A 23,724-nucleotide genomic window follows, 5' to 3' on the forward strand; every position below is an offset into this window, starting at 1 on the left:
AGGTTGGGGAGCGTGTCAGCGTGGGAGGACAATCCTCTTTTCGAACGGCTGAAGCGGCAACGGAAGGATCGCGATGCGCGACGCATATCACGAGGAACTCGACTCGATCGGTGACGGCCTGGTCGACATGGCCCGGCTGGTCGGCTCCGCGATCGGGCGGGCCACCACGGCGCTGCTCGACGCGGACCTCAAGCTCGCGGAGAGCGTGATCGCCGCCGACGAGAAGGTGGACGACCTGCAGCGCGAGCTGGAGAACCGGGCCATCACCCTGCTCGCCCGCCAGCAGCCCGTCGCGACCGACCTGCGGATCGTCGTCACCAGCCTGCGCATGAGCGCGGACCTGGAGCGCTCCGGCGACCTCGCCCGCCATGTGGCGAAGCTCGCACGGCTGCGGTTCCCCAACACCGCCGTCCCGAGCGACCTGCACGCCACGATCCTGGAGATGGGCCAGCTGGCGCAGCGGCTGATGGCCAAGGCCGCCGAGGTGATCATCAGCAAGGACGTCGACGACGCCCTGCAGCTGGAGGCGGACGACGACCGCATGGACGAGCTGCACCGCACGCTCTTCCAGCACCTGCTCGACGACCGCTGGAAGCACGGCATCGAGACGGCGGTGGACGTCACCCTCGTCGGCCGCTACTACGAGCGCTTCGCCGACCACGCGGTCTCGGTCGCCAAGCGCGTCGTCTACCTCGTCACGGGCGAGCACGCGGACGAGCTGTCCCCGCCTCCCACCCCGATGCCGGCGGACTAGGGCCTGTCGGCCGCAACGGCCGTACGGCGCGGGACGACGCGGCGCGCGGGGCGGGTGCGCCCCCAGGGGCGGAACGCTTCCGCGCGCCGTTGATGCGCCGGTGGGGGATGCCGTTCACTGGTGGCAGGCATGCAGGCAGCCGTCACCAACGGCATAGGAGGGTAACCATGCCCGAGTCCCCCACGTCGCCCACCGCCCGCGACCAGCCGTCCCCCGAGGGGACCCCGCAGTCCCCCGGCATCCGTGAGCTGCCGCTGCTCGGAGCATGCGGCTGCGGTTCGGGCTGCGGATGCGGCTGCCAGTCCGGAGCGCCCTGCCGCTGCGGCGGCAGTTGCTGACTCCACCGAGTCCACGCCACCCGCGTTCCTCACGCTCGGGGGCCCGTCCGGTCGCTCCGGACGGGCCCCCGACGCCTGTCCCCCGGGTCACCCGCCGTCGTACGCGCGCCGCAGCGCGGCGAGGTCCATCTTCTTCATGGACAGCATCGCCTCCGTGGCCCGCCGGGCCTTCTCCGGGTCGGCGTCCCCGACCATCTCCAGCAGCACCTCGGGGAACACCTGCCAGGACACCCCGTACCGGTCCTTCAGCCACCCGCAGGGGCCCTCCTCACCGCCGTCGGTGAGCTTCTCCCAGTAGTAGTCGACCTCGGCCTGGTCGGCGCAGCGGATCTGGAACGAGACCGCCTCGTTGAAGGTGAAGTGCGGACCGCCGTTGAGCGCCACGAACTTCTGCCCGTTGGCCGTGAACTCCACGGCCAGCACGGACCCCGCGGGGCCGGGCCCGGCCTCGTTGTAGCGGCCGATCGTGCCGATCGCGGAGTTCTTGAAGATCGAGACGTAGTGGTTCGCCGCCTCCTCGGCCTTCCCGTCGAACCACAGGCACGTGGTGAATCCGTCGGTGGTCATCGCTGCCTCCTCCTGACGCATGGGCGCGTACGTCCTAAGGACGGTCCCGGCGCCGGAAACTCATCGGCGTACGGCCATGTGCAGGTTCGCCGTCCCGGGGCCCCCGACGGGCCTCGCGGAGGCGTCCCCTAGCCTGTGCCGATCACCACGGTGCGCGGTGATCAGTTGGGAGGAGATCGTCATGGTTGCTGCCCCGGCACTGGCGGAGCTGCGCGAGGTCTGCCAGCCGCAGGCGAAGCTGCGGAGCCGCAACGGCGAGCACTGGGCGGGCCGCCTGTACATGCGGCGCGTTTCGCTCCGCATGACCCGGCAGCTGGTGCGGACCCGGATCTCCCCCGACACGCTGACGTGGACGATGGTCGTGTGCGGTGTCGGCGCGGGCGCCGCCCTTCTCATCCCCGGGCTCACCGGGGCCGTGCTGGCCGCCGTGCTCTTCCAGCTCTTCCTGCTCTTCGACTGCGTGGACGGCGAGGTCGCCCGCTGGAAGGGGCAGAACAGCGCGACCGGCATCTACGTCGACCGACTCGGCGCCTACCTGGCCGACGCGGCACTGCTGACCGGGGCGGGCTTCCGGGTGGCCCACGACGGGTCCGCGTACTGGGCTTCGGTCGGCCTCGCGACGGCCCTGGGCGTCGTGCTGCTGAAGGCGTCCACCGACCTCGTCGACGTCGCCCGCGCCCGCCGGGGCCTGTCCGTCGCCGACGACGAGGCGGCCCGGCCCCGTTCCGAGGGCGTCGCCACCGTCCGCCGGCTCGCCTCGGCCCTCAAGATCCACCGTCTCACCAACGGCATCGAGGCCTCCCTCGTCCTGCTCGCCGCGGCCGTCGCGGACACCCTGACCGGCAGTGCCGCCCCCACCGCTTGGACGCTCGCCGCGCTGGCGGTGATCACGTGGCTGATGGTGGTGGCCCACCTGGCATCGATCCTGTCGTCCTCGCGGCTGCGCTGACGCCGGGTCCGGCCGGCCGGGCCCTGGTCATCAGCAGGTGGCCCCTGCGGAAGCGCTCGTCCGGTCCGGGCTCCCGGAGCATGCGGCCGGTTTCGGTGAAGCCGGCGGCCGTCGCCAGGGCGGCGAGGTCGTCGATCGGCCACCGGTAGGCCGTCGTCACCTTGTGGTCGAACGCCTCGAGGGGGCCCCCGCCGGATTCGAAGAAGCCCAGCAGGAGATGGCCGCCCGGGGCCAGGGCCCGGCGGAACTCGTCGAAGTACCAGGGCAGTTCGTCCGGCGGCGTGTGGATGACGGAGTACCAGGACACGATGCCGTCCAGCTCGCCGTCGGCGACGGCGTCCAGGGCGTCCATCGAGCCGACGTCGAAGCGCAGCTCCGGATGGGCCTCGCGGGCGAGGCCGATCATGACCGGCGACAGGTCGACGCCGAAGGCCTCCAGCCCCAGGTCCCGCAGGTGCGCGGTCATGTACCCCGGGCCGCAGCCGAGGTCGGCGACGGTCCTCCCGCCGGCCGCCCGCACGCAGTCGGCGAAGGCCGCGATCAGCGCGCGGTCCAGCGGGAGCGAGCCGAGGGAGTCGCTGAACAGTTCCGCGTAGAGGACGGCGACGGCGTCGTACGCGCCGGCCGTCGAGACGGCATGGGGGGAGGGGTCCCTAGGAATCGGCGAACCAGGCACCGATCGACTCCCACTGGAAGGCGTCCCGCCAGGCGACCCCGCCCGCCGTCCAGCCCTGAAGGGCCGCGACGACCTTCTCCGCGGACACCGTTCGCGTCCGGTAGTGCTCGGCGGGGGCGCGGTCGCGGTACTCGAGCTGGTACGTGCCGTCGGGGCGGTGCCACACCTGGGCGTAACACTGCTGGTCCGCGGCGCACTCCATGACCAGGTACCCGTCACGCGGGAGGTTCAGCACCGCCTTCTCCAGTTCGGCGCCGCGGGGGCTGTCGTCATCGGGGCGGTGACCGGGGTGCGCGAGGGGGTCGGTGTCCACGGTTTCCTCTCCTTCTCCTTCCGGTTGGACGGGTGGCAGTCCGCAGGCGTCGATCAGTTCGAAGAACAGGTCCTCCACGAACGGGTCCGCCCGTTTGGCGAGCACCTCGCGCAGCGCGTCACGGTCCGCGGTGAACCCGGCCTCGGCGGCCCAGCCGGCGATGTCCTCCGCGGTCCCCGGCACCTCCGCGAGCATCCAGCGGACGTTCCGCGCCTTCTCGCTCTCCCCCGGGGGCGCGTCGTCCACGGCCGGCGGCGACCCGGCGATCTCGTAGTCGGCGGCCATCTCCGGGTCGAGGAAGGCGGACCAGACCGCCCCGGAGGGCGTGAGGCCGCGTACGAAGCAGACATCGCTGTCGAAGACGCTCGCGATCAGGACGGGCGAACCGGTCGCGGCCACCAGCCCCTCCAGCCATCGATCGTCGTCGTTGTCCGGAAGCGACCGGCCGAACTGCAGCGTCTGCCAGCCCCCGGGGCGCGGCAGGCACACGTCCAGGTCGTCGACGGACTCCTCGAACCCGCGCATCCGCTCCAACGGCCCGTCACTCCGCGCCAGTACGACATCGCCGGTGTACCCCATGGCTCCCTCCCCGAAGGCTGCCGCCGATGCTAGCGACGGCCACCGACATCGCTCGGTGCGGCCGCTCTACCCTGCTGCTGGGACAGCGACTTCCGGGGGGACCGTGACCGCACTGCCGGCGAGCGTGGACCGCGACATCCTCGATCACCGGATCATGTTCGCGGTGCGGACGATCCGGGAAACCCTGGGCTGCTCGGTCCACGAGGCCATCGACCTGGTCGCCGTCCGGCACGAGGAACTGCGGCGGGAGCGCCCGGACGACTTCAGCTTCGGGCCCGAGGAGTTCGGCCGGGGCTTCTACTCCTGATACTCCTGAGCGGCGATGCGCGTGCCGAGGCCCGGCTATTCGTCCAGCAGCGCCCGCAGCCGTGCCTTCCGCCGGTCGGCGGCCGCAGCGGAAGGGGGCGGGGCCGCGGGCTTCCCCCCGTCCGAGGGCCCGGCCTGCCGGCCGCGCCGGGCCGCGTTCAGCAGGGCCCGGGCTTCCGCCAGGCCGGAGACCACGGCGACCGGTTGCCATGCATAGCCGTCCCATCGCGAGATGAGACGTGGGGCGTCCGGATCCACGTGAGCGCCCCGCGGCGGCCCCGCAGCAAGGGTGCCCGCACGAAGCCGGCCCTTCCTGCGTGCCTGCCGTTCCTCGCGGCGCTCCACCCACTGCTCCAGGGGCTCGTCCTCCATGCGCACAGGATGTCCCGGCACGCCCCGGGACACCACAGCCGCGCGGAAACCAACCCCCGGCGTTCGGCCCCCCCCTAACCGCGCGGAGCGGGAACCTGCTTCCACCCCTCGACGGACCGGGTCACGAAGAACACCCGGTAGACGTCGCGCGTCCACACGCTCGCGCCGTCCCCGTACTCGTGAAGCTCCCCGAAAGCCTCTTCCTCGGAGTCGTAGCTGTACTTCCGCCCCTTCGCGTCCCGGATCATCCACTCTCTGCCGGGCAACCCTGCAAGCCCCATCGCCATGGTGACGTCCCTCCCTCGATGCGACCAAGATCGTAGCCACCTCTCGTCGGCCCCGGAGCGGCAACAAGCCCCGTATGCGCGGAGAATCCGCAGGTAGGGGGTCTGATCGGTCAGGGTTGCTTCTTCTTGCCCTGGGTCTTGCCGGGGATCTCCGCGAACTGCGTTTTTGCTGGTCCGAGCGGTACCTCGCTGCGCCTAGGTGTCATTGGTCGTCGTTGGCCGCTGTTGCGCAACCTCGCACGGCCCAGAGACGGCCCGGAAGGTCAGGCCGCCCAGCTCCACGGGGGGCAATCCATCTACGAACGAGTAGCCGGGCGGCTCCAGGGTGGCGATGTCCTGGCCGACGCGTAGGGTTCGGCCATGAGCGTGCCGGACCTGATACGCATTCGGTGGGAGCCTCACCACCGCACTTCCACGATCGGCCGTTGGGAGCGGGGCCAGTTCTTCGCGCACGTATCCGGAGTCTTCGAAGGGCGGGAGGACTGGGACGCTGGCCGTGTCGTGCGGCGTTGGTACGCGATCCTTCACGAGTTCGATGAGGACGGTCGCCACATTGACTCAACGATTGAGGCCGCTGGAACTGTCGCAGACGGACCCGAGAAGGCACCGGTCGTGGCCGCCGCTCAACGGCTGCTGGACGAGTGGCTGGAGGCACTGCCTGGGCGAGAGTTCGGAGACATCAAAATCGCGCCGTTCGCCGAGCACTTCGAGGGCAGGCTCTTCGGTCTCGTCCTTGAGTGCCACGGAGAGTACGCCGACGGCGAGGTACGCCAGGACTGGGCCGAGTTCTACCCGAACCGCCTGGGATTTAGCGCACCCTGGGACGGTTCATACGACACCTGACCCGGACTCTGACGCGATGGCGCTGCACGGCGGAAACGAGGTCGGTGGAGTCCTAATGGTCGAGTCAAGCCTGCACGCTCCGATCTTGGAGCACCAGTTTGGAAGACTGAGGCTGCGAACCATGCCTCACCTGGGCAGACGCTGACCTGCGGCAACGCGGTCCCGTCACCGCTGTTCCCCGTGGCTCCCCGTTCGGCACCGCCTCACCTGGCATGGCCGTGGAACGCCCGATCCCCTCGATGCGAACTATGGGCGCGACGGTTGTTGAGGTCTGCCGGGCAAGTCAGTTGGGCGTGTGAGGCCGATGCGAGTCGGCTGCGGGTGCCATGGTTGCTGTACTCGGCTGCTGTACGGCGTCGGCCGAGCCAGCAACGTGTTGGTATGCCGTCGCCTTCGACGGCTCCGGCCGGTAGGACCGTCGGTAGAGGCCGAAGGCGCCGAAGAGGAAGCAGAAGCCCGCGATTGTGGCGAATGCCGACATTGGCGTCGAGTCCAGGTGGCGGTGCACCGGACCCACAATGATCGTGCCGCCGATGCCTGCGCAGATGTCCGCCCAGCCGCCGAGGCGCGGCGACGAAACCGTCTTCCTGAACCACGGGGGGACCCATCCGAAGCAGATGGCGGCAATGCCAGGGACGAAGGTCAGCAGCCAAAAGAGCGACAACACGGTCCATCCGATGACATCCACAGCAAGTCCCCCCAATGCAACAACTGTGCGACTCGATGGCCGCCAGGCGAGATCTTTGCATGGCTGGCTTGCCGCCGTTCATGGGCCCCGTAGTTGGCGCTACCCCTCCATGGGAACGCTGGCGGGCCGGCCACTCGCGAACCGTCAGATCTTCTGGAACCGATGTCGTCAGTCTCTCAAGTGGGCCCTCATCCTCGGCTCCGCTTGCGACTTGCGATGACACAGTGGCCGCCCGTGATCGCCTGTCAACGCCGGTCCGCCTCGGACGGCCCAGCGACGGCCCCCAGAGTAGATCTGGTCATCCCGTTCGAGGATGAGGCTGCCGGAGCCGTCTTCGAGGTCGATCCCCGCGTCGAGATGCATGTGATAGCCGTCCACAAGATCCGGACTCGCAAGGCTCTCCAACCGCTCGGCGAGCGCTCGGAGCCCTGCGGCGTTGCCCGCGATCGCGACTTCCGCACCTGCGGCCATGACTTTGATGCGAGGTTCATCATCCATGGCGCAATCGTTGCCTTGGTGCCGCCCCCCCGCGCGCTGAGGACCGCCGCTGGCTAACCCGGTCGCACGCCTTATACCCAACCCGCAATTTACCTTTAGTGCGTAAACCGGAGTTTACCCCTGACCGTAAACCCGAAGTTGACATTTATCGCGTAAACCTGCGGTTGCCTTTTAGGTCGTAAATCGGCGGTTTACATTTAGCCCGCAACCTTGCGGTCCAGCCCTACCGGTGCTCCTGCCGAACAGCGAGCCTTCCCCTTGAACTGCAGCCTCAGTGTTACCGGTTGATGTTTACCGGTTCCCTTCTCTCGGGCGGCCGGCTCGACGAAGGAGCCACCAACTGGGAGTCGCGCGAAGACGTCCCTGCATTCATCCAAGAATTTCACGCGAGGCGCCGCCTCCGTGTAATGTCCTCAGGCAGAGCAGATGAAGGCCGCCCGGGCTAGGGGCGGCCTTCGGCCTCCATCTGCGCGCACAGAAACCATCAAGTGGAATACACACCTACGGAGAAGTCCATGGTCCCACGTCTCGGCCTGGCTTTCTACATCGCCCCCCGCGAGCTGCCGTTCGGCGTCATCGGCGCTGGCGGTGGCGCGCTGGGCATTTGGGTTGGAGCCCCGACGCTCCCTGTCATCCTGGCTGCTCTCCTGGTCTCCACCCGGGTGAGTTTCCGGCGCTGGCACAGCTAGCGCTAGACGGCCCAGAGACGGCCCCGGAGCGGCAACAAGCCCCCTCCCCGCGGAGAAACCGCAGGCAGGGGGCTTGATCGTGCCGGATTACTTCTTCTTGCCCTGGTTCTTCACGGCCTCGATCGCCGCCGCGGCCGCCTCGGGGTCGAGGTAGCGGCCGCCCGGGGTGACGGGGCGGAAGTCGGCGTCGAGCTCGTAGGCGAGCGGGATGCCGGTGGGGATGTTCAGGCCCGCGATGTCGGCGTCGGAGATGCCGTCGAGGTGCTTGACGAGGGCGCGCAGGCTGTTGCCGTGGGCGGCGACCAGCACGGTGCGGCCGGTGAGGAGGTCGGGGACGATGCCGTCGTACCAGTACGGCAGCATGCGGTCGACGACGTCCTTCAGGCACTCGGTGCGCGGGCGCAGCTCCGGCGGGATGGAGGCGTAGCGCGGGTCGTCGCTCTGGGAGAACTCGCTGCCGTCCTCGATCGGCGGCGGCGGGGTGTCGTAGGAACGGCGCCAGAGCATGAACTGCTCCTCGCCGAACTCGGCGAGGGTCTGCGCCTTGTCCTTGCCCTGGAGGGCGCCGTAGTGGCGCTCGTTGAGGCGCCAGCTGCGGTGGACGGGGATCCAGTGCCGGTCGGCGGCCTCGAGGGCCAGCTGCGCGGTGCGGATCGCGCGCTTCTGGAGGGAGGTGTGGACGACGTCGGGGAGGAGTCCGGCGTCCTTCAGCAGCTCGCCGCCCCGGACCGCCTCCTTCTCGCCCTTTTCGTTCAAGTTGACGTCAACCCAGCCAGTGAAGAGGTTCTTAGCGTTCCACTCGCTCTCGCCGTGGCGGAGGAGGATCAGCTTGTACGGAGCTTCAGCCATGGCAAGGAGTCTAAGAGAAAACCCCTTGGTGCCCTCCGGAGGGCCGATGTAAGCTGCGCAAGCCATCCCGGCCCATTACGCCTACGACGCCCCGACGCCGCGAGGAGCAGCCGCCGTGCCCGATGTCAGACGTGCCGTACGGGAGACCGTCTCGGGACTCCCCCGGACCTTCTGGTGGCTGTGGACCAGCACGCTGGTCAACCGGCTCGGCGGCTTCGTCGTCACCTTCCTCGCGCTCTACCTCACCCTCGACCGGGGATACTCCGCCACCTACGCCGGTCTCGTCGCGTCCCTGTACGGCCTCGGCGGCGCCGTCGGCGCGGTCGTCGGCGGGGTGCTGACCGACCGGCTGGGGCGGCGCTCGACGATGCTGCTGGCGCAGGTCGCGGCCGCGGCCGGCACGGCGACGCTGGCCTTCGTGGACGGGCAGGCGGAGATCGCGGGCGTGGCCACCGTGATCGGCGTGGCGAGCAGCGCCTCGCGGCCCGCGGTGCAGGCGATGATGGCGGACGTGGTGCCCGCCGCGGACCGCGTGCGGGCGTTCTCGCTCAACTACTGGGCGATCAACATCGGCTTCGCCGTCTCCTCGGCGGCGGCCGGCCTTATCGCCTCGCAGGGCTACCTCTGGCTCTTCCTCGGCGACGCGTTCATGACGGTGCTCTGCGCGCTGGTGATCTACGCCAAGGTGCCGGAGTCCATGCCGGGCCGGGAGCCCGCGAGCCCGGGGCGGTCCGCCGGGGCGGCCGGGGGCGGGGAGTCGCGGGTCGGCCTCGGGGTCGTCCTGCGCGACCAGCGCTTCATGTGGTTCGTCGCGCTGACGTTCCTGCTGGGCACGGTCACCCAGCAGGGTTCGACGACCCTCTCGGTCGACATGGGCCGCCAGGGCTTCTCCGCGAGCCAGTACGGCCTGATCATCGGGCTCAACGGCCTGCTGATCGTGCTCCTGCAGATCCCGCTCACCCGGCTCGTCGAGCGACGGAGCGTGGCGGCGCTGCTCACCGCCGGCACGCTGCTGATGGGCTGGGGCTTCGGGCTCACCGCCTTCGCCGGTTCGGTCCCCTTCTACGCGCTGACGGTGGCGGTGTGGACGATCGGCGAGATCCTGCACGCGCCGGCCTCGATGTCGCTGGTCGCCGACCTGGCGCCGGCCCACGCCCGGGGGCGCTACCAGGGCATGTACTCGCTCGCCTGGCCCGCGGCGTCCTTCGCCGGGCCGCTGCTGGGCGGCGTGGCGCTGGACCGGTGGGGCGGTGGCGTGGTGTGGGGCGCCTGCGCCGTGGTCGGCACGGTCGCCGGCGCCGGCTACTGGCTGCTGCTGCGGGAGCGCGGGGCGCAGGCCGGGCAGGTGGAGACGGCGCCGCCGGCCCCGGTACGGATACCGGAGCCGGAGCCGACGGCGGACTGCTAGCGCGGGAGGCGCAGGGCGCGCCGCACCTCGTACGGCGCGGAGCGCGCCCCGGACAACGGTCCCGCCGACGCGTCGCCGCCGTGGGAGCCGTCGTCGTCGAGACCTTGGTGACGCTCAGGCGGCGGCGAGGCTACTCGGCACCCTTGCCGGCCTTGCCGGCCTTGCCGATCAGATGTGCGAACGCGTCGAGGTTGCGCGTGGACTCGCCGCGCGCGGTCCGCCATGCGTGCTCCTTGCGGATCGCGTCGGCGAAGCCCAGTTCCAGCAGCGTGTTGAAGCTGCCGTCCGCGTTCTCGAGGACGGCGCCCAGCAGCCGGTCGACCTCCTCGGGGGTCACCGCGACCAGCGGGAGCCGGCCGGAGAGGTAGACGTCGCCGAGCGCGTCGATGGCGTAGGCCACGCCGTACAGCCGGGTGTTGCGTTCCAGGAGCCAGCGGTAGAACGCCTCGTGGTTCTCGTCGGGGCGGCGCACGACGAAGGCGTTGACCGTCAGGGTGTGCCGCCCCACGGCCAGCGCCACGGTGGTGGACAGCTTGCGCGTGCCGGGGAGCTTGACGACGTACTCGCCCCCGGCTCCGGTCTCCCAGCCGAGTTCGGCGTCCTCCAGTGCCCGCTCGACCGCCGCGCGCGCCGCCGTCTGCTCCCGCTCACCCATGCGGCGATCGTAGGCGACGCCGCCGCTCGGCCATCGCACCCGCGTAGACCTCGGCGGTCCTGGTGGCCGCCGCGTCCCAGCCGAAGCACCCCGCGTGCCGGGCGGCGGCCCCGCCCATGGCGGGCACCAGCTCCGGGTGCTCGACGAAGCGGCGCAGGGCGCGCGCGTAGTCGGCCGGGTCGTGGCCCGCGACGAGGAAGCCGGTCTCGCCGTCCTTCACGGCCACCGGCAGCCCGCCGACCGAGGCCGCCACCACCGGTGTGCCGCAGGCCTGCGCCTCGATGGCGACCAGCCCGAACGACTCGCTGTACGAGGGCATGACCAGCACCGACGCGGCCCGGTACCAGTCCGCGAGCCGGTCCTGGGCGACCGGCGGCTGGAAGCGCACGAGGTCGGAGATGCCGAGCCGGGCGGCGAGCTTCTGCAGGCGCTCGGGCTTGGCCAGGCCGCTGCCGCTCGGCCCGCCGACGACCGGGACGACGAGGCGGTCGCGCAGCGACGGGTCCTCCGCCAGCAGGATGGCCGCGGCGCGCAGCAGGATGTCCGGCGCCTTGAGGGGCTGTATCCGGCCGGCGAAGAGCGGGATCACCGCGTCCTGCGGCAGGCCGAGGCGCGCGCGGGCCCCGGCGCGGCCGCCGTGGGCGTCCGGCCGGAAGCGGTCCAGGTTCACCCCGGGGTGGACGACGGCGACCTTGCCGGGGTCGGCCTCGTAGTGCCGGATCAGCTCGTCCGACTCCTCGGCGGTGTTGGCGATCAGCCGGTCGGCGGCGTTGACGATCTGCGTCTCGCCGATGACCCGGGCCGTGGGCTCGGGGGTGTCGCCCTCGGCGAGCGCCGCGTTCTTGACCTTGGCCATGGTGTGCATGGCGTGGACGAGCGGGACGCCCCAGCGCTCGGCGGCGAGCCAGCCGACGTGGCCGGAGAGCCAGTAGTGCGAGTGCACCAGGTCGTAGTGGCCCTGCCGGTGGCTGGCCTCGGCGTGCATCACGCCGTGAGTGAAGGCGCACAGCTGCGCGGGAAGATCCTCCTTGGCCAGGCCCTCGTACGGGCCGGCGTCCACGTGCCGCACCAGGACCCCGGGCGCCAGCTCGACCGTGGGCGGCAGGGCGGCCGTGGTGGCCCGGGTGAAGATCTCGACCTCTACGCCGGGGCCCTCCGCGAGCCGCTTGGCCAGCTCGACGATGTAGACGTTCATACCGCCCGCGTCGCCGGTGCCGGGCTGGTGGAGGGGCGAGGTGTGCACGCTGAGCATGGCCACGCGCCGCGGACGGCGTCCACCGACGCCATGGCGGCGCAACCGGCGATGGGCACCACCGGCCAGGACCTTCGCCACGTACTGGCTCACGTCGCCTCCTCCACTTCTCCGACGGGCGGCCGAGCGGAGGCCACCCCTGAACGGTGACAACCAGCGGAAGGCCTAGATCCATTTCCGCTTTGCCAAAGCGTGACCGTCGACCCGGCCCGGATCCGGCGCCCGCGGGCTCGCATAGGCTCGGCGCATGCGCGCGACACGGCCGGTCGGAGAGGTGACCCGGGGGACGACCAACCCCAACCGGCTGCGCCGCATGGACCGCTGGATCGCGGCGCAGCACGGGCCCGCGCTGCGCCGCAGCGACGATCCGCTCGCCGTGGACCTGGGCTACGGCGCCGCGCCCTGGACGGCCCTGGAGCTGCTGGGAAGGCTGCGCACCGCGCGCCCCGACGCCGAGGTCGTCGGCATCGAGATCGACCCGGCCCGGGTGGCCGCCGCCCGGCCGTACGCCCGCGAGGGGCTCTCCTTCGCGCACGGCGGATTCGAGGTGCCCCTCCCGGACGGCCGCAGGCCGGCGCTGATCCGGGCGGCGAACGTGCTGCGCCAGTACGACGAGGAGCGCGTCGCCGAGGTGTGGACCCGCCTGCGGTCCCGGCTCGCGCCGGACGGGCTGCTGGTGGAGGGCACCTGCGACGAGATCGGCCGCCGCCACGTGTGGGTGGCGCTCGGCCCCGAGGGCCCGCGCACGGTGACCTTCGCCACCCGGCTCGGCTCGCTGGAGCGCCCCTCCGACCTGGCGGAGCGGCTGCCCAAGGCGCTGATCCACCGCAATGTGCCGGGCGAGCCCGTGCACACGTTCCTCACCGACTTCGACCGCGCGTGGGCGGCCGCCGCGCCCTTCGCCTCCCTGGGTGCACGGCAGCGCTGGATCCGCACGGTGCGCAGCCTGGCGGGCCCGGGCGGCTGGCCCGTCACCGACACCCCGTCCCGCTGGCGCCAGGGCGAGGTGACCGTCCGCTGGGAGGCCCTGGCCCCGGCACCGGACTGATCCCCGCGGCCGCGGTCGCCACGCCGCCCGGACGATGCGCGGGGCGCGTGTCGGATCCGTACACGACGATGCAGGCGCCCCGCCGCACCGGGCCGATCCCGCCCGCCGACGGCAGCCGTCCACGGCCGCCGAACACGTCCCGGGCCGGGCCGACATGGCGCCGGAGGGCGATGCACCGGTCCACGGCTCTGGCCGATTCGCGTCTTCCGTGGCACCATCCACAGCCATGTGACGGACCGTCAGATGTGCTGCGGAGGTGCCCGCATGAAGCGTACGGCCTGCCTGGCCTGTGCCGCGCTGCTGCTCCTCGCCGCCCCCGTGCAGGTCGCGCACGCCGATCCGCCCCGCCCGCCCCGCACGCTCCAGGACGTACGGGCCGAGGTCGGCACCCTCTACCGGCAGGCCGAACGCGCCACCGACACCTACAACGCCGCGCACGAACGGGTCCTCGCCCAGCAGCAGGAGATCGTCGCGCTCGCCCGCGTCATCGACCGGGAGCAGATCCGGCTGCGCACCCTGACCGCCCGGGCAGGCGCGCTCGCCCGCGCCCAGTACCGCAGCGGCGGCATCGGCCCCGGGCTCGACCTGCTGCTCAGCGACGACCCGGACGCCTTCCTGGACGGGCTCACCCTCGCCGACCGGGGCGCCCAGGCCGCCGGCACCACGATCGAGCAGCTGCGCACCACCACGGCGGAGCTGGGCGCCTACGCCCGCTCCGCCACCGTCGCCTGGGAGCGCCTCGTGGCCGACCAGAAGGAGGCGGCCGACGCCGAGCGGGAGGTCACCGCGCGTCTGACCCAGGCGAAACGCCTGCTCGCCGGCCTGGAGGCCCGGGAGCGGGCACGGCTGGAACGGCTGGAGGACGAGGCCGCCTACCGTTCCCAGGTCGCCTGGCTGCGCACCGACGCCGCCACCCACCTGCGCCGCAACGCCGCCGGCGCCACACGGCAGGGCGCCGCGGCGGTCGCCTTCGCCGCGGCGCAGATCGGCAAGCCGTACGAATGGGGGGCGGACGGCCCGGCCGCGTACGACTGCTCCGCGCTGACCCGGGCCGCCTGGCGCGCCGCGGGGGTCGGCATCCCGCGCACCTCGCAGGAGCAGTGGCGGCTCCTGCCGCACGTCCCCGTGGCGGCGATGCGCCCGGGCGACCTGGTCGTCTACTTCGACGACGCCAGCCATGTCGGCATCTACGTGGGCGACGGCGCCATCGTCCACGCGCCGCGCCCCGGGCGGCGGATCACGATGGCGGGGGCCGGGTCGATGCCCGTCCTCGGCGTCGTGCGCCCCGGATGACCGGACGCGGCCGTGCCGGGCGGCTGCGTGGGGCCGCCGCGCTGTGACCTGCGTCCTGTGACCCCGGCCGCGTGACCCGTACCACCCCGTCTCCGAGCAAACGTGACGTTGGTCATGCCCGCTTCGTCCCTCCGCGGTCGAAATCCGCAGCTCAGAACCGCATATGACACGGGCGGTTTACCAACAGGGCCTCCCCCGCCGCCGGGCGCTACCGCTATGGTCGCCCTTCAGTGTTCTCGGAGCTGAGCAACCGATCCGACCGATCCGACCGCTCCGGGACGTTGCCCTCGGGGGGAGGGAAGGAATTGTCCGATGTCGCCGATGTCCGCGACCGAGCGGCGCACCGACCAGTACGCCGCCGTGCCGGGGCCGCGCCAGGAAACCACCCTGGCCGACGGCCGGACCTCCCCTGCCCTGACCCTGCTCGTCATCGGTGAGGACCCGGTCGGTGCCTTCACCGTCCCCGACCTGCTGGACGTCTCCGGCACACGGGTCCGCATCCGCCGCGCCCGCAACCTGACCGAGGCCGAGCGGCTGCTCAGGGACGACGTCAACTGCATCCTGCTGGAGCTGTCCGCCCCCGCCGCCGAGGGCGTCTCCGACGGGCTGGACAGCCTGCGGCAGCTGCTGCGCCTCGCCCCGCGCACCGCCGTGCTGGTGCTGACCGCCGGCACGGACACCGACGCCGAGCGCGCCGCCGAGGCCGTCCGCGTCGGCGCCCAGGACCACCTGACCCCGGCCGACCTGGACCCGTCCCACCTGACCCGGGCCATCCGCTACGCCGTGGAGCGCAAGCGCGCCGACGTCGCGCAGCGCCAGCTGACCGAGACCCGGCTGCTCGCCCAGGAGAACTCGCGGCTGGAACGCGGGCTGCTCCCCACGCCGCTGCTCCACGACGCCGACCTGCGCTTCGCCGCCCGCTACCGGCCCGGCCGCAGCCGGGCCCTGCTCGGCGGCGACTTCTACGACACCGTCCGCACCCCGGACGGCACCGTGCACGCGATGATCGGCGACGTCTGCGGCCACGGCCCGGACGAGGCCGCCCTCGGCGTCGAGCTGCGCATCGCCTGGCGCGCGCTGACCCTGGCCGGACTGTGCGGGGCCGCCCTGCTGGGCACCCTGCAGGAGGTCCTGGAGCACGAGCGGTCCGACGACGAGATCTTCGCGACCCTCTGCCAGGTCGACATCAGCCCGGACGGCCGCGCCGCCGACCTCTGGCTGGCCGGTCATCCGGCGCCGCTGGTGTCGCTGTCCGGGATGGCACCGCAGCTGCTGCCGTACGAGCACGGCGGCCCGGCGCTCGGGCTGCTGCCCCAGAGGGACTGCTGGGAGGGCGCGCGCTTCGAGCTGGGCGAGGCGTGGAGCCTGATGCTCTACACCGACGGGCTCATCGAGGGCCGGATCGGCCTGGGCGCGCAGCGGCTGGGCCAGGACGGCATGGTCGAGCTGGTCGGGCGGCAGCTGTCCGCCGGACTCGCCGGCGAGGAGCTGCTGGACGCGGCGATGACGGAGGTACGGGAGCTCAACGGCGGGGAGCTGACGGACGACGTCGCCCTCATGCTCCTGGAGTCGGGCGCCTGATCCGAGGGCCCGGCCGATCCGCCGACCGGGGGGAACTCCGCCTCAGCGCTTGAAGGGGCCGTACGGGCCGTCGCTGCTGCTGCCGCCGCCGCGCCGTCGCGGACCGGACACCTGCTTGAGGGCGGGACGCACGTCCACCGTGTAGACGATCACCGCGATCAGGCCGATGACCGGCAGGAACGACATGATCGGCAGGATCGCGATCAGCGCCGCCGCCACGGCGAGGATGATCAGCCAGAAGGGCTTGGTCTTCTTGTCCGCCGCCCGGTAGGCGTCCTCACGCCGGATGGCCGCGTCGACCAGCGCGAAGAGCGCGAAGACCAGCAGGGCGATGGAGATCCAGCCCAGCAAGTTGTAGAAGCCCTGCACCAGCATTGCCGTCCACCTCCGTCATCGGCTCCCACCGTACCGGCACAACGAGCCGGGCACGCCACGCGTGCCCGGCCCGTGATGTTCCGGCCGCTCAGGAAGCGGGCTTGCCCGGCGTCGCGGGCTTCTTGGCCGCGGGGGCCTTCTTGACCGGGGCCTTCTTCGCCTGGCCGTCCTGCACCGGGGCCGGGGCGGGGGCGGGGGCCGGGGAAGGAGCCGGAGCGGGCTTGATGTCCGCGACCGGCGCCTGCCGCGCGGCCGGGACGGGCTCGGGCTCGATCGCGACCGCGATGTCCTCGACCTGGTCGGCGGCCTCGCCGCGCCAGGTCGCGACCGCGTCCTTGCCGCGCTCGGCCAGGCCGTCGTAGGCCTCCTTGGCGCGGACCGCGTACTCGGCGGCACGGCCCACCTGCTGCAGCGCGAAGTCCTGTGCGGAGTCACGCAGCTTGCGCAGGTCGCCGTCGATGGTGCCCAGGAGCTCGTTGACCTTGGCCTGCGCCTTGGTCTGGGCGTCCTTGGCCTGCGCGGTCACCTTCTCCTGCACGGCCTTGGGGTCGGTGCCGCGGATCTTCTCGATCCGCTCGGGGGCCTCGGCGCGGATCTTCTCGATCAGCGGCGGGACCTCCTTGAGCTTCTCGGCCGCGAGGTCCGCGGTCCCGGCCAGCGCGTACAGCGGGGTCGGGTCCTTGAGGGTCTTGACGATGTCTTCGGTGATCGCCATGAGGGTTTCTCCCGTTTGAGGATGGTGGCGTGTACGTCTGTTCAGTCGCCCGTTCCGCGTGACCGGGCGCAGCCGGTCACCCGGCGGCCGCGGCGTCGTCGCCGCTGCCCGGTCCGGCCGGTCCGGACGCGTTCGGCTTCAGCACGGCGACAGCCTTCTTCGCCGCCTTCTTCGCCACGTGCTCGCGCGGCGCGGCGGGCTGCTCGTCAAGAGCTTCCTCCACTGCGGCGTTCTCCTTGCGGAACGACTCGTAGATCTGCAGGAGGACTTGCTTCTGCTTCTCGTTGATCGCCGTGTCGGCCAGGATGGCGGTCCGCACCTCCATCCCCTCGCCCTGGTCCCGCTCGTCGAGGATCCCTGCCTGCACGTACAGGGTCTCGGCGGAGATGCGCAGCGCCCTGGCGAGCTGCTGCAGGATCTCGGCACTGGGCTTGCGCAGCCCGCGCTCGATCTGGCTGAGGTAGGGGTTGGACACCCCCGCGGCGTCGGCGAGCTGACGCAGGGACAGCTGCGCGTTGCGGCGCTGCTCCCGCAGGTACTCACCGAGGGTGCCGACGTTCAGTGAAGCCATGCCTCCGAGGATGCCGCGCGGTGCTAACTTTTGCAAGCAAGGTGCTTGCAAAAGTCTCGTTAAGGGGATGTGACATCCCCCGCACGGCCCAGCCGGCCGCGGCGAACCCACGGCGCCGCCCCGGCCCGCTGTCGGCCCCGGCCCGCATAATGCCGCCGTGGACCTGCGCCCCGAACTGCTCCCGCCGCCCGTCAGCCCGGAACGGCTGGCGGAGGTCGCCCGTGAGATCGAGCGGATCGAGGACCTGGCCGGGTCCGGCGGACCGACGGAGGAGGCCGTGGCCGCCTTCAACGAGCGCACGGGCCACGACTACCTGCTGTCCGACTTCGTCCGGGACCACGCGTCGCGCGACCTGGAGGAGTTCGCCCGGGAGGCCGCCCGGCCCGCCCGGCCGCGGGTGGCGGACATCACGCGTGAGGAACTCGTCGAGATCGTCCGCCGTGTCGATGCCGACCCGGCAGGCGAGGACACCGACTACTACCTGCGGCTCTTCGACTGCAACACCCCGCACCCCCGGGCCTGCGACCTGCTCTTCCACCCCCCGGCCGGCCTCGAGGACGCCCCGCCCGAACGGATCGTCGACGCCGCGCTCGCCTACCGGCCGATCGCCCTGTGAACCGCGCCCGGGCGGCCGGTTGACCTTGACCCTGGGGCAGGCCACAGCATCGAAGCGGCCGGGCGGCGTGCCCGGCCCGAGGGAGGGAGCCCGCCATGGACTCGCTGACGATCGGGGCGTTCGCGAAGGCGTCCCGGCTGTCGCCGAAGGCGCTGCGGCTGTACGACGAGCTGGGGCTGCTGACGCCCGCGCGGGTCGATCCGCTGACCGGCTACCGCCACTACGCGCCCGCCCAACTGGAGCGCGCCCGGCTCGTGGCCTGGCTGCGGCGGCTGGGGATGCCGCTGGCCCGCATACGTGAGGTGTGCGCGCTGGACGCGCCCGCCGCCGCGCGGGAGATCCGGGCGTACTGGGCGCAGGTCGAGGCCGCGCACGGCGCGCGGCGGGACCTGGCCGCCTTCCTCGTCGATCACCTGTCCCGGAAGGACTCCGTCGTGAACGACGCGAACGACTCCAACCACGCGAACCGCTCCCTGGAACTGCGCTACGCCGCCCTTTCCGACGCAGGCCTGGTCCGGCCCGGCAACCAGGACACCGCCTACGCCGGCGCCCGGCTGCTGGCGGTGGCCGACGGCTTCGGAGACGAGGGGGCGCCGGCGGGCGCCGCCGCCGTCGACGCGCTGAAGGAGCTCGACGCCGCTGCCGCCCCCGGCGGTCTGCTGGACCTGCTGCAGGACGCCCTGGACCGGGCCGACGAGACCGTACGCGGCTTCGTGGACTCGGGCACCACGCTCACCGCGCTGCTGTGGTCCGGGGAGCGGCTGGCCCTCGTCCACATCGGGGACTCCCGGGCGTACCTGCTGCGCGACGGCGAGCTGTTCCGGATCACGCACGACCACACGATGGTGCAGTCGATGGTGGACGAGGGCCGGCTGACCGAGGCCGAAGCCGCCTCGCACCCCCAGCGGTCGCTGCTCGTACGGGCCTTGGGTTCCGGCAGCCGTCCCGCCGGGCGCCTGCCCGACCTGCGGCTGCACGACCCGCGTCCCGGCGACCGCTACCTGCTGTGCACGGACGGCCTGTCCACCGTCGTCCCGGACGACGAGCTGCGCCGGGTGCTCGCCTCCGGCGCCGGGCCCGGGGAGACGGTGCGCACGCTGGTCGCGCTGGCCAACGCCGCCGGCGGTCCGGACAACGTCAGTTGCGCGGTCGCCGATGTACAGGAGAGGTCCGCGACGGCATAGTCCTCGCCCATGAGCGAGGAATGGTTTCTGCAGACACGCCACGGGGTGCGGTTCGAGTGGGGACCGGAAGGCGCCCGGCGGATCGGGGCGCACGTGGCGTGCCTCGTCGTCGTCGACGTCCTGTCCTTCACCACCGCGGTGACGGTGGCCGTCGAGGCGGGCACCGCGGTGCACCCGTACGCCTGGCGCGACGCGACGGCGGCCGCGTACGCGCGGCGGGTCGGGGCGCGGCTGGCCGTGGGGCGGCGGGAGGTCAGCGAACGCTCGCCGTGGTCGCTGTCCCCCGCCGCCCTGCGCCGTGCGCCGTACACCCCGCGGCTGGTGCTGCCCTCGCCCAACGGATCGACGATCGCCGCGGCGGCCGGGGAGGCGACGACCGTCGTCGCCGCCTGCCTGCGCAACGCGACCGCCGTCGGCGCGTGGCTCGCCCGGCACGGCTACGGCGTCCGGGACCGCCCCGTCGCGGTGATCGCCGCGGGCGAGCGCTGGCCCGACGGGACCCTGCGGCCCGCACTGGAGGACCTGCTCGGCGCCGGTGCGGTCGTCACCGCGCTGCGGGGGCACGCCCCCGCCGTGACGCTCTCCCCCGAGGCGAGCGCCGCGGCGGCCGCCTTCACCGGGGCGCCCGACCCCGCCGGCACCGTCGCGGCCTGCGCCTCCGGGCGCGAGCTCAGCGGCGGCGGTTTCCCCGAGGACGTCGCGATCGCCACCGAGTTCGATGCCGCCACCGTCGTCCCGGTCCTCTCCGAGGGAGCCTTCTCCTCGCGGCCCATCGCGGACCGGAACTGACCGCATCGGTGCGTAACGTCGAAGACATCGGAGGACGCCGGAACACCGGCGCCCACGACCGAGGCCCACGGCCAAAGGGAGCGCGCGATGCCGACGGTGGTACGGAACGAGACGGGTGAGCGGGACGCGCTGCTGGCGTACCTGGAGGCGCAGCGCGGCGGGATGCGCCGCGCGGTGCTCGGGCTCACCGACGAGCAGGCCTCCTCCCGGCCGAGCGTCAGCGAGATGAGCCTCGCCGGGCTGGTCAAGCACGTCGCCAGGACCGAGGAATCCTGGGTACAGGGCCTGCTGCTGGGCCACGAGGACAAGAAGGGCACCGAGGCGGACTACCTCGACGGCTTCCGCCTGCTGGAGGGCGAGACCCTCGCCGGCTGGCTGGAGGAGTACGCGCGGATCGGCCGGGAGACCGAGGAGGCCGTCCTGGCGCTGCCCGACCTGGACGTCGTGGTGCCGCTGCCGGACGCGCCCTGGAACCCGCCGGGCATGAAGGTCAGCGCCCGCTGGATCCTGCTCCACCTGATCGAGGAGACCGCCCGGCACGCCGGGCACGCGGACGTCATCCGCGAGTCCCTGGACGGCCGGACGGCCTTCGAGCTGGTCGCCGAGGCGGCTCAGCAGGGCAAGCCCATGGGCTGACCGGTCACGCCACGGTGGCCACCGGTTCCTGCAGCTCCGTCACCCATGTGTCGGGATGCCCTTCGCACTCCAGGTACAGCTCGCGGGGGTAGCCGAGGGACCGGTGGCCCTGGGCGTCGATCCCCCGCGCCAGGGCCTGGGCGCTGCGCAGGACGTCGTCCATGGAGCCGCGGTGCACGATCGTCGCCGCGCTCTCCAGCTCCGGCAGGTCGACGACCTCGAAGTCGTACCCGCCGTCCGGATCGGCCACGACCTGCAGCCCGGCGTGGACGAGGATCGCGCCCTCCCCCTCCGGGGCGTCCTCGTAGTACGCGACCCCCGGCCCCACCGGCCGCACGCCCGCCGCGTCCAGCCGCCGGCACAGCTCCTCGTACAGCGGCTGGATGACGGGCCCGATCTGCGCAGGCTCGAACCCCGCCGCGGTCGCCGTCAGCTCCGCGAGCCGCACCGCGGGCACCCTCTTGATCACCACGTCGTCGGTGGACATCCGTCCCTCGCTCTCGATCGTGCGGAGCCTCGCCTCGACGCCCGCCAGCCGCGCCGCGTCCGCGGCCATCGCCGCCGCGAGCTCGGCGCGGCGCAGCCGCAGCATGCCGCGCAGCTGCTCCGCGCTCACCTCCTCGTCGAGGATCGACCGCACCTGTTCGAGCGTGAAGCCGAGGTCCTTGAGGGCGATGATGCGGTTGAGCCGGGCGAGCTGCCCGGCGGCGTAGCTGCGGTAGCCGGTGGCGGGGTCGACACGGTCGGGGCGCAGCAGTCCGACGGCGTCGTAGTGACGCAGCATGCGGACCGACACGCGGCCGTGCCTGGCGAAGTCTCCGATTCCGAACATGACGTCTCCGAGTCCAGCGCCTCACACGGTGTGAGGGTCAAGCGGGACGGCGGATGCCCCGGCGCGCGGTCGGCGCCGGGGCATCCAGGGGGCGAACGGGGTCAGCCGCGCAGCTCGGCGGCGACCAGCTCCGCGATCTGGACGGCGTTGAGAGCGGCACCCTTGCGCAGGTTGTCGTTGGAGAGGAAGAGCGCGAGGCCGTGCTCGACGGTCTCGTCCACCCGGATCCGGCCGACGTAGGAGGGGTCCTTGCCCGCGGCCTGCTGCGGGGTGGGGATCTCCGACAGCTCCACGCCCGGGGCCGCGCCCAGCAGCTCGTACGCGCGCGCCACGCTGACCGGACGCTCGAAACGTGCGTTGACCTGCAGCGAGTGCCCGGAGAACACGGGCACGCGGACGCAGGTGCCGGACACCTTCAGCTCCGGGATGCCCAGGATCTTGCGGGACTCGTTGCGGAGCTTCTGCTCCTCGTCGGTCTCGAAGCGGCCGTCGTCGACGATCTTGCCGGCCAGCGGGACGACGTTGAACGCGATGGGCCGCTGGTAGACCGCGGGCTCGGGGAACTCCACGGCCTCGCCGTCGAAGGTCAGCTCGGTCGCCCGGTCGGCGACCTTGCGCACCTGGCCGTCGAGCTCGGCGACACCGGCCAGACCGGAGCCGGAGACCGCCTGGTAGGTGGTGGCGACCAGCGCGGTCAGCCCCGCCTCCTCGTGCAGCGGGCGCAGCACGGGCATGGCGGCCATGGTGGTGCAGTTCGGGTTGGCGATGATGCCCTTGGGCCGGTCGGCGATCGCCTGCGGGTTGACCTCGGCGACGACCAGCGGGACCTCGGGGTCCATCCGCCAGGCGGAGGAGTTGTCGATCACGACCGCGCCCGCGGCGGCGACCTTGGGGGCCAGCTCCCTGGAGGTGGCGCCGCCCGCCGAGAACAGCACGATGTCGAGACCCGAGTAGTCCGCGGTGGCCGCGTCCTCGACCGTGACCTCGCCGTCCTTCCACGGCACGGCACGTCCCACCGAACGGGCCGACGCGAACAGCCGCAGCCGTTCCACCGGGAAGTCGCGCTCGGCCAGCACCTTGCGCATGACACCGCCGACCTGGCCGGTGGCTCCGACGATTCCGATCCTCATCCGGTCTCTCCGATCAGTGCGTACGTACGGTCCCGAGTATCCCCCGATGCGGCGAGTGCCCGGAGTGCCGTCTCGAGCGACGGTCGCCCGGCGGGTAGCAGCGGCAGCCGCACGTCGGGGGTCGGGATGCGTCCCTGGGCGTGCAGCACCGCCTTGATCACCGTGGGGTTCGGCTCGGCGAAGCAGGCGGCGGCGAGCCTCGCGAGCGCATGCCCGCGCTCCGCGTCGTGGAAACGGGCCTCCTCCACCCACCGCTCGGTGGCCAGGTGCGCGGACGCGGCGATCGCCCCCCGCGCGCCCAGGGCGAGCAGCGCCGGTGCGAAGACGTCGTCGCCGGCGTACAGCGGCACCTCCCCCACCAGCAGCACGGTGTCGTGGTCGATGCCGCCGACGGCGTGCTTGAAGCCCGCGACCCCGTCGATCGCGGCGACCCTGCGCACCGTGTCCGCGGTGAGGGGGAGCCCGGTGCGGTAGGGGATGTTGTAGACGACCAGCGGCACCGCCGACACCCGCGCCAGGGCCTCGAAGTGCGCGACGACCCCCTCCTGCGAGGGCCTGACGTACGACGGCACGGACACGAGCGCGGCGTCCGCGTCCAGCCCCGCGAGTTCCGCCGCGGCCCTGCGCGTGTCCGTCCCCCCGGCGCCCACGGTGTACCGCAGCCCCCGCTCGCGGCACACCCGCCCCACGGTCTCCCGGACGACCGCCTTCTCGGCCTCGTCCAGCATCGCCGCCTCGGCGGTCGTCCCCAGCGCCACCAGCCCGGCGACACCCCCGTCGGCCACCTCGTGCGCCAGCCGCTCCAACGCGCCGGCGTCCAAACGGCCGGCCTCGTCGAAGGGTGTGATGAGCGGTACGTGAATACCCATGCCATCGAGCGTGGGCCCACGGCACCCTCAAGGTCCAGTTAATAGTCCTTCATCCCACCGGT

Annotated in this window: 29 protein-coding genes; 13 read left to right on the plus strand and 16 right to left on the minus strand. The window is 72.3% G+C overall.

All coding sequences use genetic code 11. The features are described 5' to 3' along the window. Nucleotides 1–73 precede the first annotated feature (73 nt). Together phoU and ACFYYN_RS29400 are read left to right on the plus strand one after the other, a co-directional pair. On the plus strand, nt 74–754 hold the full coding sequence (gene phoU, locus ACFYYN_RS29395) for a phosphate signaling complex PhoU family protein (protein WP_499513183.1): 681 nt from the start codon (nt 74–76) through the stop codon (nt 752–754). 167 nt (nt 755–921) lie between these two features. Beyond that, complete coding sequence (locus ACFYYN_RS29400) at nt 922–1,092, plus strand: hypothetical protein (protein ID WP_158689751.1); 171 nt, start codon at nt 922–924, stop codon at nt 1,090–1,092. A gap of 87 nt (nt 1,093–1,179) precedes the next feature. Here ACFYYN_RS29400 and ACFYYN_RS29405 read toward each other — a convergent pair whose 3' ends face one another. After that, on the minus strand, nt 1,180–1,659 hold the full coding sequence (locus ACFYYN_RS29405; RefSeq protein WP_500330240.1) for a VOC family protein: 480 nt from the start codon (nt 1,657–1,659) through the stop codon (nt 1,180–1,182). A gap of 181 nt (nt 1,660–1,840) precedes the next feature. On the opposite strand from ACFYYN_RS29405, the gene ACFYYN_RS29410 reads away from it, so the two are divergent. Next, nucleotides 1,841–2,608: a CDP-alcohol phosphatidyltransferase family protein gene (locus ACFYYN_RS29410; RefSeq protein WP_500548154.1), complete on the plus strand. Its 768-nt coding sequence runs from the start codon at nt 1,841–1,843 to the stop codon at nt 2,606–2,608. Here ACFYYN_RS29410 and ACFYYN_RS29415 read toward each other — a convergent pair. Both ACFYYN_RS29415 and ACFYYN_RS29420 read right to left on the minus strand, forming a co-directional pair. Further along, complete coding sequence (locus ACFYYN_RS29415) at nt 2,547–3,284, minus strand: class I SAM-dependent methyltransferase (RefSeq protein ID WP_500548155.1); 738 nt, start codon at nt 3,282–3,284, stop codon at nt 2,547–2,549. The genes ACFYYN_RS29410 and ACFYYN_RS29415 overlap by 62 nt on opposite strands. Further along, nucleotides 3,262–4,176: a hypothetical protein gene (locus ACFYYN_RS29420; protein ID WP_500548156.1), complete on the minus strand. Its 915-nt coding sequence runs from the start codon at nt 4,174–4,176 to the stop codon at nt 3,262–3,264. The genes ACFYYN_RS29415 and ACFYYN_RS29420 overlap by 23 nt, the downstream gene beginning before the upstream one ends. A gap of 103 nt (nt 4,177–4,279) precedes the next feature. Here ACFYYN_RS29420 and ACFYYN_RS29425 point away from each other — a divergent pair, with 103 nt between their 5' ends. After that, the gene (locus ACFYYN_RS29425; RefSeq protein WP_500548157.1) at nt 4,280–4,483 is read left to right on the plus strand and encodes a hypothetical protein; all 204 of its coding nucleotides are present in this window, start codon (nt 4,280–4,282) and stop codon (nt 4,481–4,483) included. A 35-nt stretch (nt 4,484–4,518) separates the two neighbouring features. On the opposite strand, the gene ACFYYN_RS29430 is transcribed toward ACFYYN_RS29425, so the two are convergent. Both ACFYYN_RS29430 and ACFYYN_RS29435 read right to left on the minus strand, forming a co-directional pair. Further along, nucleotides 4,519–4,854 carry a DUF6087 family protein gene (locus ACFYYN_RS29430; RefSeq protein ID WP_500548158.1) on the minus strand — a complete coding sequence of 112 codons (336 nt, stop codon included), beginning with the start codon at nt 4,852–4,854 and terminating at the stop codon, nt 4,519–4,521. Nucleotides 4,855–4,928: 74 nt separating this feature from the next. After that, on the minus strand, nt 4,929–5,102 hold the full coding sequence (locus ACFYYN_RS29435) for a hypothetical protein (protein WP_500548159.1): 174 nt from the start codon (nt 5,100–5,102) through the stop codon (nt 4,929–4,931). Nucleotides 5,103–5,501: 399 nt separating this feature from the next. Here ACFYYN_RS29435 and ACFYYN_RS29440 point away from each other — a divergent pair, with 399 nt between their 5' ends. Next, a complete protein-coding gene (locus tag ACFYYN_RS29440; protein ID WP_500548160.1) occupies nt 5,502–5,984 on the plus strand; it encodes a hypothetical protein in 483 nt (160 codons plus the stop codon). A 283-nt stretch (nt 5,985–6,267) separates the two neighbouring features. Here the strand turns inward: ACFYYN_RS29440 and ACFYYN_RS29445 are convergent, their stop codons facing one another. From ACFYYN_RS29445 to ACFYYN_RS29455, 3 genes are all read right to left on the minus strand, one after another. After that, a complete protein-coding gene (locus ACFYYN_RS29445) occupies nt 6,268–6,672 on the minus strand; it encodes a hypothetical protein (protein WP_500548161.1) in 405 nt (134 codons plus the stop codon). Nucleotides 6,673–6,840: 168 nt separating this feature from the next. Next, nucleotides 6,841–7,170, minus strand: coding sequence for an Imm32 family immunity protein (locus tag ACFYYN_RS29450; protein WP_500548162.1), 330 nt, complete (start codon nt 7,168–7,170; stop codon nt 6,841–6,843). 776 nt (nt 7,171–7,946) lie between these two features. Then, on the minus strand, nt 7,947–8,708 hold the full coding sequence (locus ACFYYN_RS29455) for a phosphoglyceromutase (RefSeq protein ID WP_089227655.1): 762 nt from the start codon (nt 8,706–8,708) through the stop codon (nt 7,947–7,949). Between the two features lie 115 nt (nt 8,709–8,823). Here ACFYYN_RS29455 and ACFYYN_RS29460 point away from each other — a divergent pair, with 115 nt between their 5' ends. Then, nucleotides 8,824–10,116 (plus strand): MDR family MFS transporter, encoded by a 1,293-nt coding sequence (locus ACFYYN_RS29460; protein WP_500330814.1) that lies wholly within the window; start codon nt 8,824–8,826, stop codon nt 10,114–10,116. A 130-nt stretch (nt 10,117–10,246) separates the two neighbouring features. Here ACFYYN_RS29460 and ACFYYN_RS29465 read toward each other — a convergent pair whose 3' ends face one another. Together ACFYYN_RS29465 and mshA are read right to left on the minus strand one after the other, a co-directional pair. After that, the gene (locus tag ACFYYN_RS29465; protein WP_500548163.1) at nt 10,247–10,771 is read right to left on the minus strand and encodes a YbjN domain-containing protein; all 525 of its coding nucleotides are present in this window, start codon (nt 10,769–10,771) and stop codon (nt 10,247–10,249) included. Further along, nucleotides 10,764–12,116, minus strand: coding sequence for a D-inositol-3-phosphate glycosyltransferase (gene mshA / locus ACFYYN_RS29470; protein WP_500367551.1), 1,353 nt, complete (start codon nt 12,114–12,116; stop codon nt 10,764–10,766). The genes ACFYYN_RS29465 and mshA overlap by 8 nt, the downstream gene beginning before the upstream one ends. A 154-nt stretch (nt 12,117–12,270) precedes the next feature. Between mshA and ACFYYN_RS29475 the strand changes: the two genes are divergently transcribed. The 3 genes from ACFYYN_RS29475 (at nt 12,271) to ACFYYN_RS29485 (ending at nt 15,945) form a co-directional block, all read left to right on the plus strand. Continuing rightward, nucleotides 12,271–13,071, plus strand: coding sequence for a class I SAM-dependent methyltransferase (locus tag ACFYYN_RS29475; protein WP_500330808.1), 801 nt, complete (start codon nt 12,271–12,273; stop codon nt 13,069–13,071). Nucleotides 13,072–13,335: 264 nt separating this feature from the next. After that, nucleotides 13,336–14,364, plus strand: coding sequence for a C40 family peptidase (locus ACFYYN_RS29480; RefSeq protein ID WP_500548164.1), 1,029 nt, complete (start codon nt 13,336–13,338; stop codon nt 14,362–14,364). A 312-nt stretch (nt 14,365–14,676) separates the two neighbouring features. Then, nucleotides 14,677–15,945 (plus strand): PP2C family protein-serine/threonine phosphatase, encoded by a 1,269-nt coding sequence (locus tag ACFYYN_RS29485; RefSeq protein ID WP_499513162.1) that lies wholly within the window; start codon nt 14,677–14,679, stop codon nt 15,943–15,945. A gap of 42 nt (nt 15,946–15,987) precedes the next feature. Here ACFYYN_RS29485 and ACFYYN_RS29490 read toward each other — a convergent pair whose 3' ends face one another. The 3 genes from ACFYYN_RS29490 to ACFYYN_RS29500 form a co-directional block, all read right to left on the minus strand. Then, complete coding sequence (locus tag ACFYYN_RS29490; RefSeq protein ID WP_500548165.1) at nt 15,988–16,320, minus strand: DUF2516 family protein; 333 nt, start codon at nt 16,318–16,320, stop codon at nt 15,988–15,990. Between the two features lie 88 nt (nt 16,321–16,408). Further along, nucleotides 16,409–17,035 carry a hypothetical protein gene (locus ACFYYN_RS29495; RefSeq protein WP_500330800.1) on the minus strand — a complete coding sequence of 209 codons (627 nt, stop codon included), beginning with the start codon at nt 17,033–17,035 and terminating at the stop codon, nt 16,409–16,411. Between the two features lie 76 nt (nt 17,036–17,111). Then, a complete protein-coding gene (locus ACFYYN_RS29500; protein WP_499513159.1) occupies nt 17,112–17,606 on the minus strand; it encodes a helix-turn-helix domain-containing protein in 495 nt (164 codons plus the stop codon). Between the two features lie 157 nt (nt 17,607–17,763). Between ACFYYN_RS29500 and ACFYYN_RS29505 the strand changes: the two genes are divergently transcribed. From ACFYYN_RS29505 to ACFYYN_RS29520, 4 genes are all read left to right on the plus strand, one after another. Further along, nucleotides 17,764–18,222, plus strand: a complete 459-nt coding sequence (locus ACFYYN_RS29505) for a bacteriocin immunity protein (RefSeq protein ID WP_500548166.1) — start codon at nt 17,764–17,766, stop codon at nt 18,220–18,222. Nucleotides 18,223–18,317: 95 nt separating this feature from the next. Next, nucleotides 18,318–19,406, plus strand: a complete 1,089-nt coding sequence (locus ACFYYN_RS29510) for a MerR family transcriptional regulator (RefSeq protein ID WP_500548167.1) — start codon at nt 18,318–18,320, stop codon at nt 19,404–19,406. A gap of 9 nt (nt 19,407–19,415) precedes the next feature. Then, complete coding sequence (locus tag ACFYYN_RS29515) at nt 19,416–20,195, plus strand: 2-phosphosulfolactate phosphatase (RefSeq protein WP_500548168.1); 780 nt, start codon at nt 19,416–19,418, stop codon at nt 20,193–20,195. Nucleotides 20,196–20,282: 87 nt separating this feature from the next. Further along, nucleotides 20,283–20,831: a DinB family protein gene (locus ACFYYN_RS29520; RefSeq protein ID WP_500367569.1), complete on the plus strand. Its 549-nt coding sequence runs from the start codon at nt 20,283–20,285 to the stop codon at nt 20,829–20,831. A 4-nt stretch (nt 20,832–20,835) separates the two neighbouring features. Here the strand turns inward: ACFYYN_RS29520 and ACFYYN_RS29525 are convergent, their stop codons facing one another. From ACFYYN_RS29525 to ACFYYN_RS29535, 3 genes are all read right to left on the minus strand, one after another. Further along, nucleotides 20,836–21,663, minus strand: a complete 828-nt coding sequence (locus ACFYYN_RS29525; RefSeq protein ID WP_500548169.1) for a MerR family transcriptional regulator — start codon at nt 21,661–21,663, stop codon at nt 20,836–20,838. 101 nt (nt 21,664–21,764) lie between these two features. Further along, entirely contained in the window at nt 21,765–22,793 is a 1,029-nt protein-coding gene (locus tag ACFYYN_RS29530) for an aspartate-semialdehyde dehydrogenase (protein ID WP_500548170.1), read from the minus strand. Then, nucleotides 22,790–23,662: a dihydrodipicolinate synthase family protein gene (locus ACFYYN_RS29535; RefSeq protein WP_500548171.1), complete on the minus strand. Its 873-nt coding sequence runs from the start codon at nt 23,660–23,662 to the stop codon at nt 22,790–22,792. Before ACFYYN_RS29535 ends, ACFYYN_RS29530 begins: the two co-directional genes overlap by 4 nt. Nucleotides 23,663–23,724: the final 62 nt, after the last annotated feature.

Source organism: Streptomyces sp. NPDC001902, assembly GCF_042891295.1.
Taxonomy (GTDB): domain Bacteria; phylum Actinomycetota; class Actinomycetes; order Streptomycetales; family Streptomycetaceae; genus Actinacidiphila.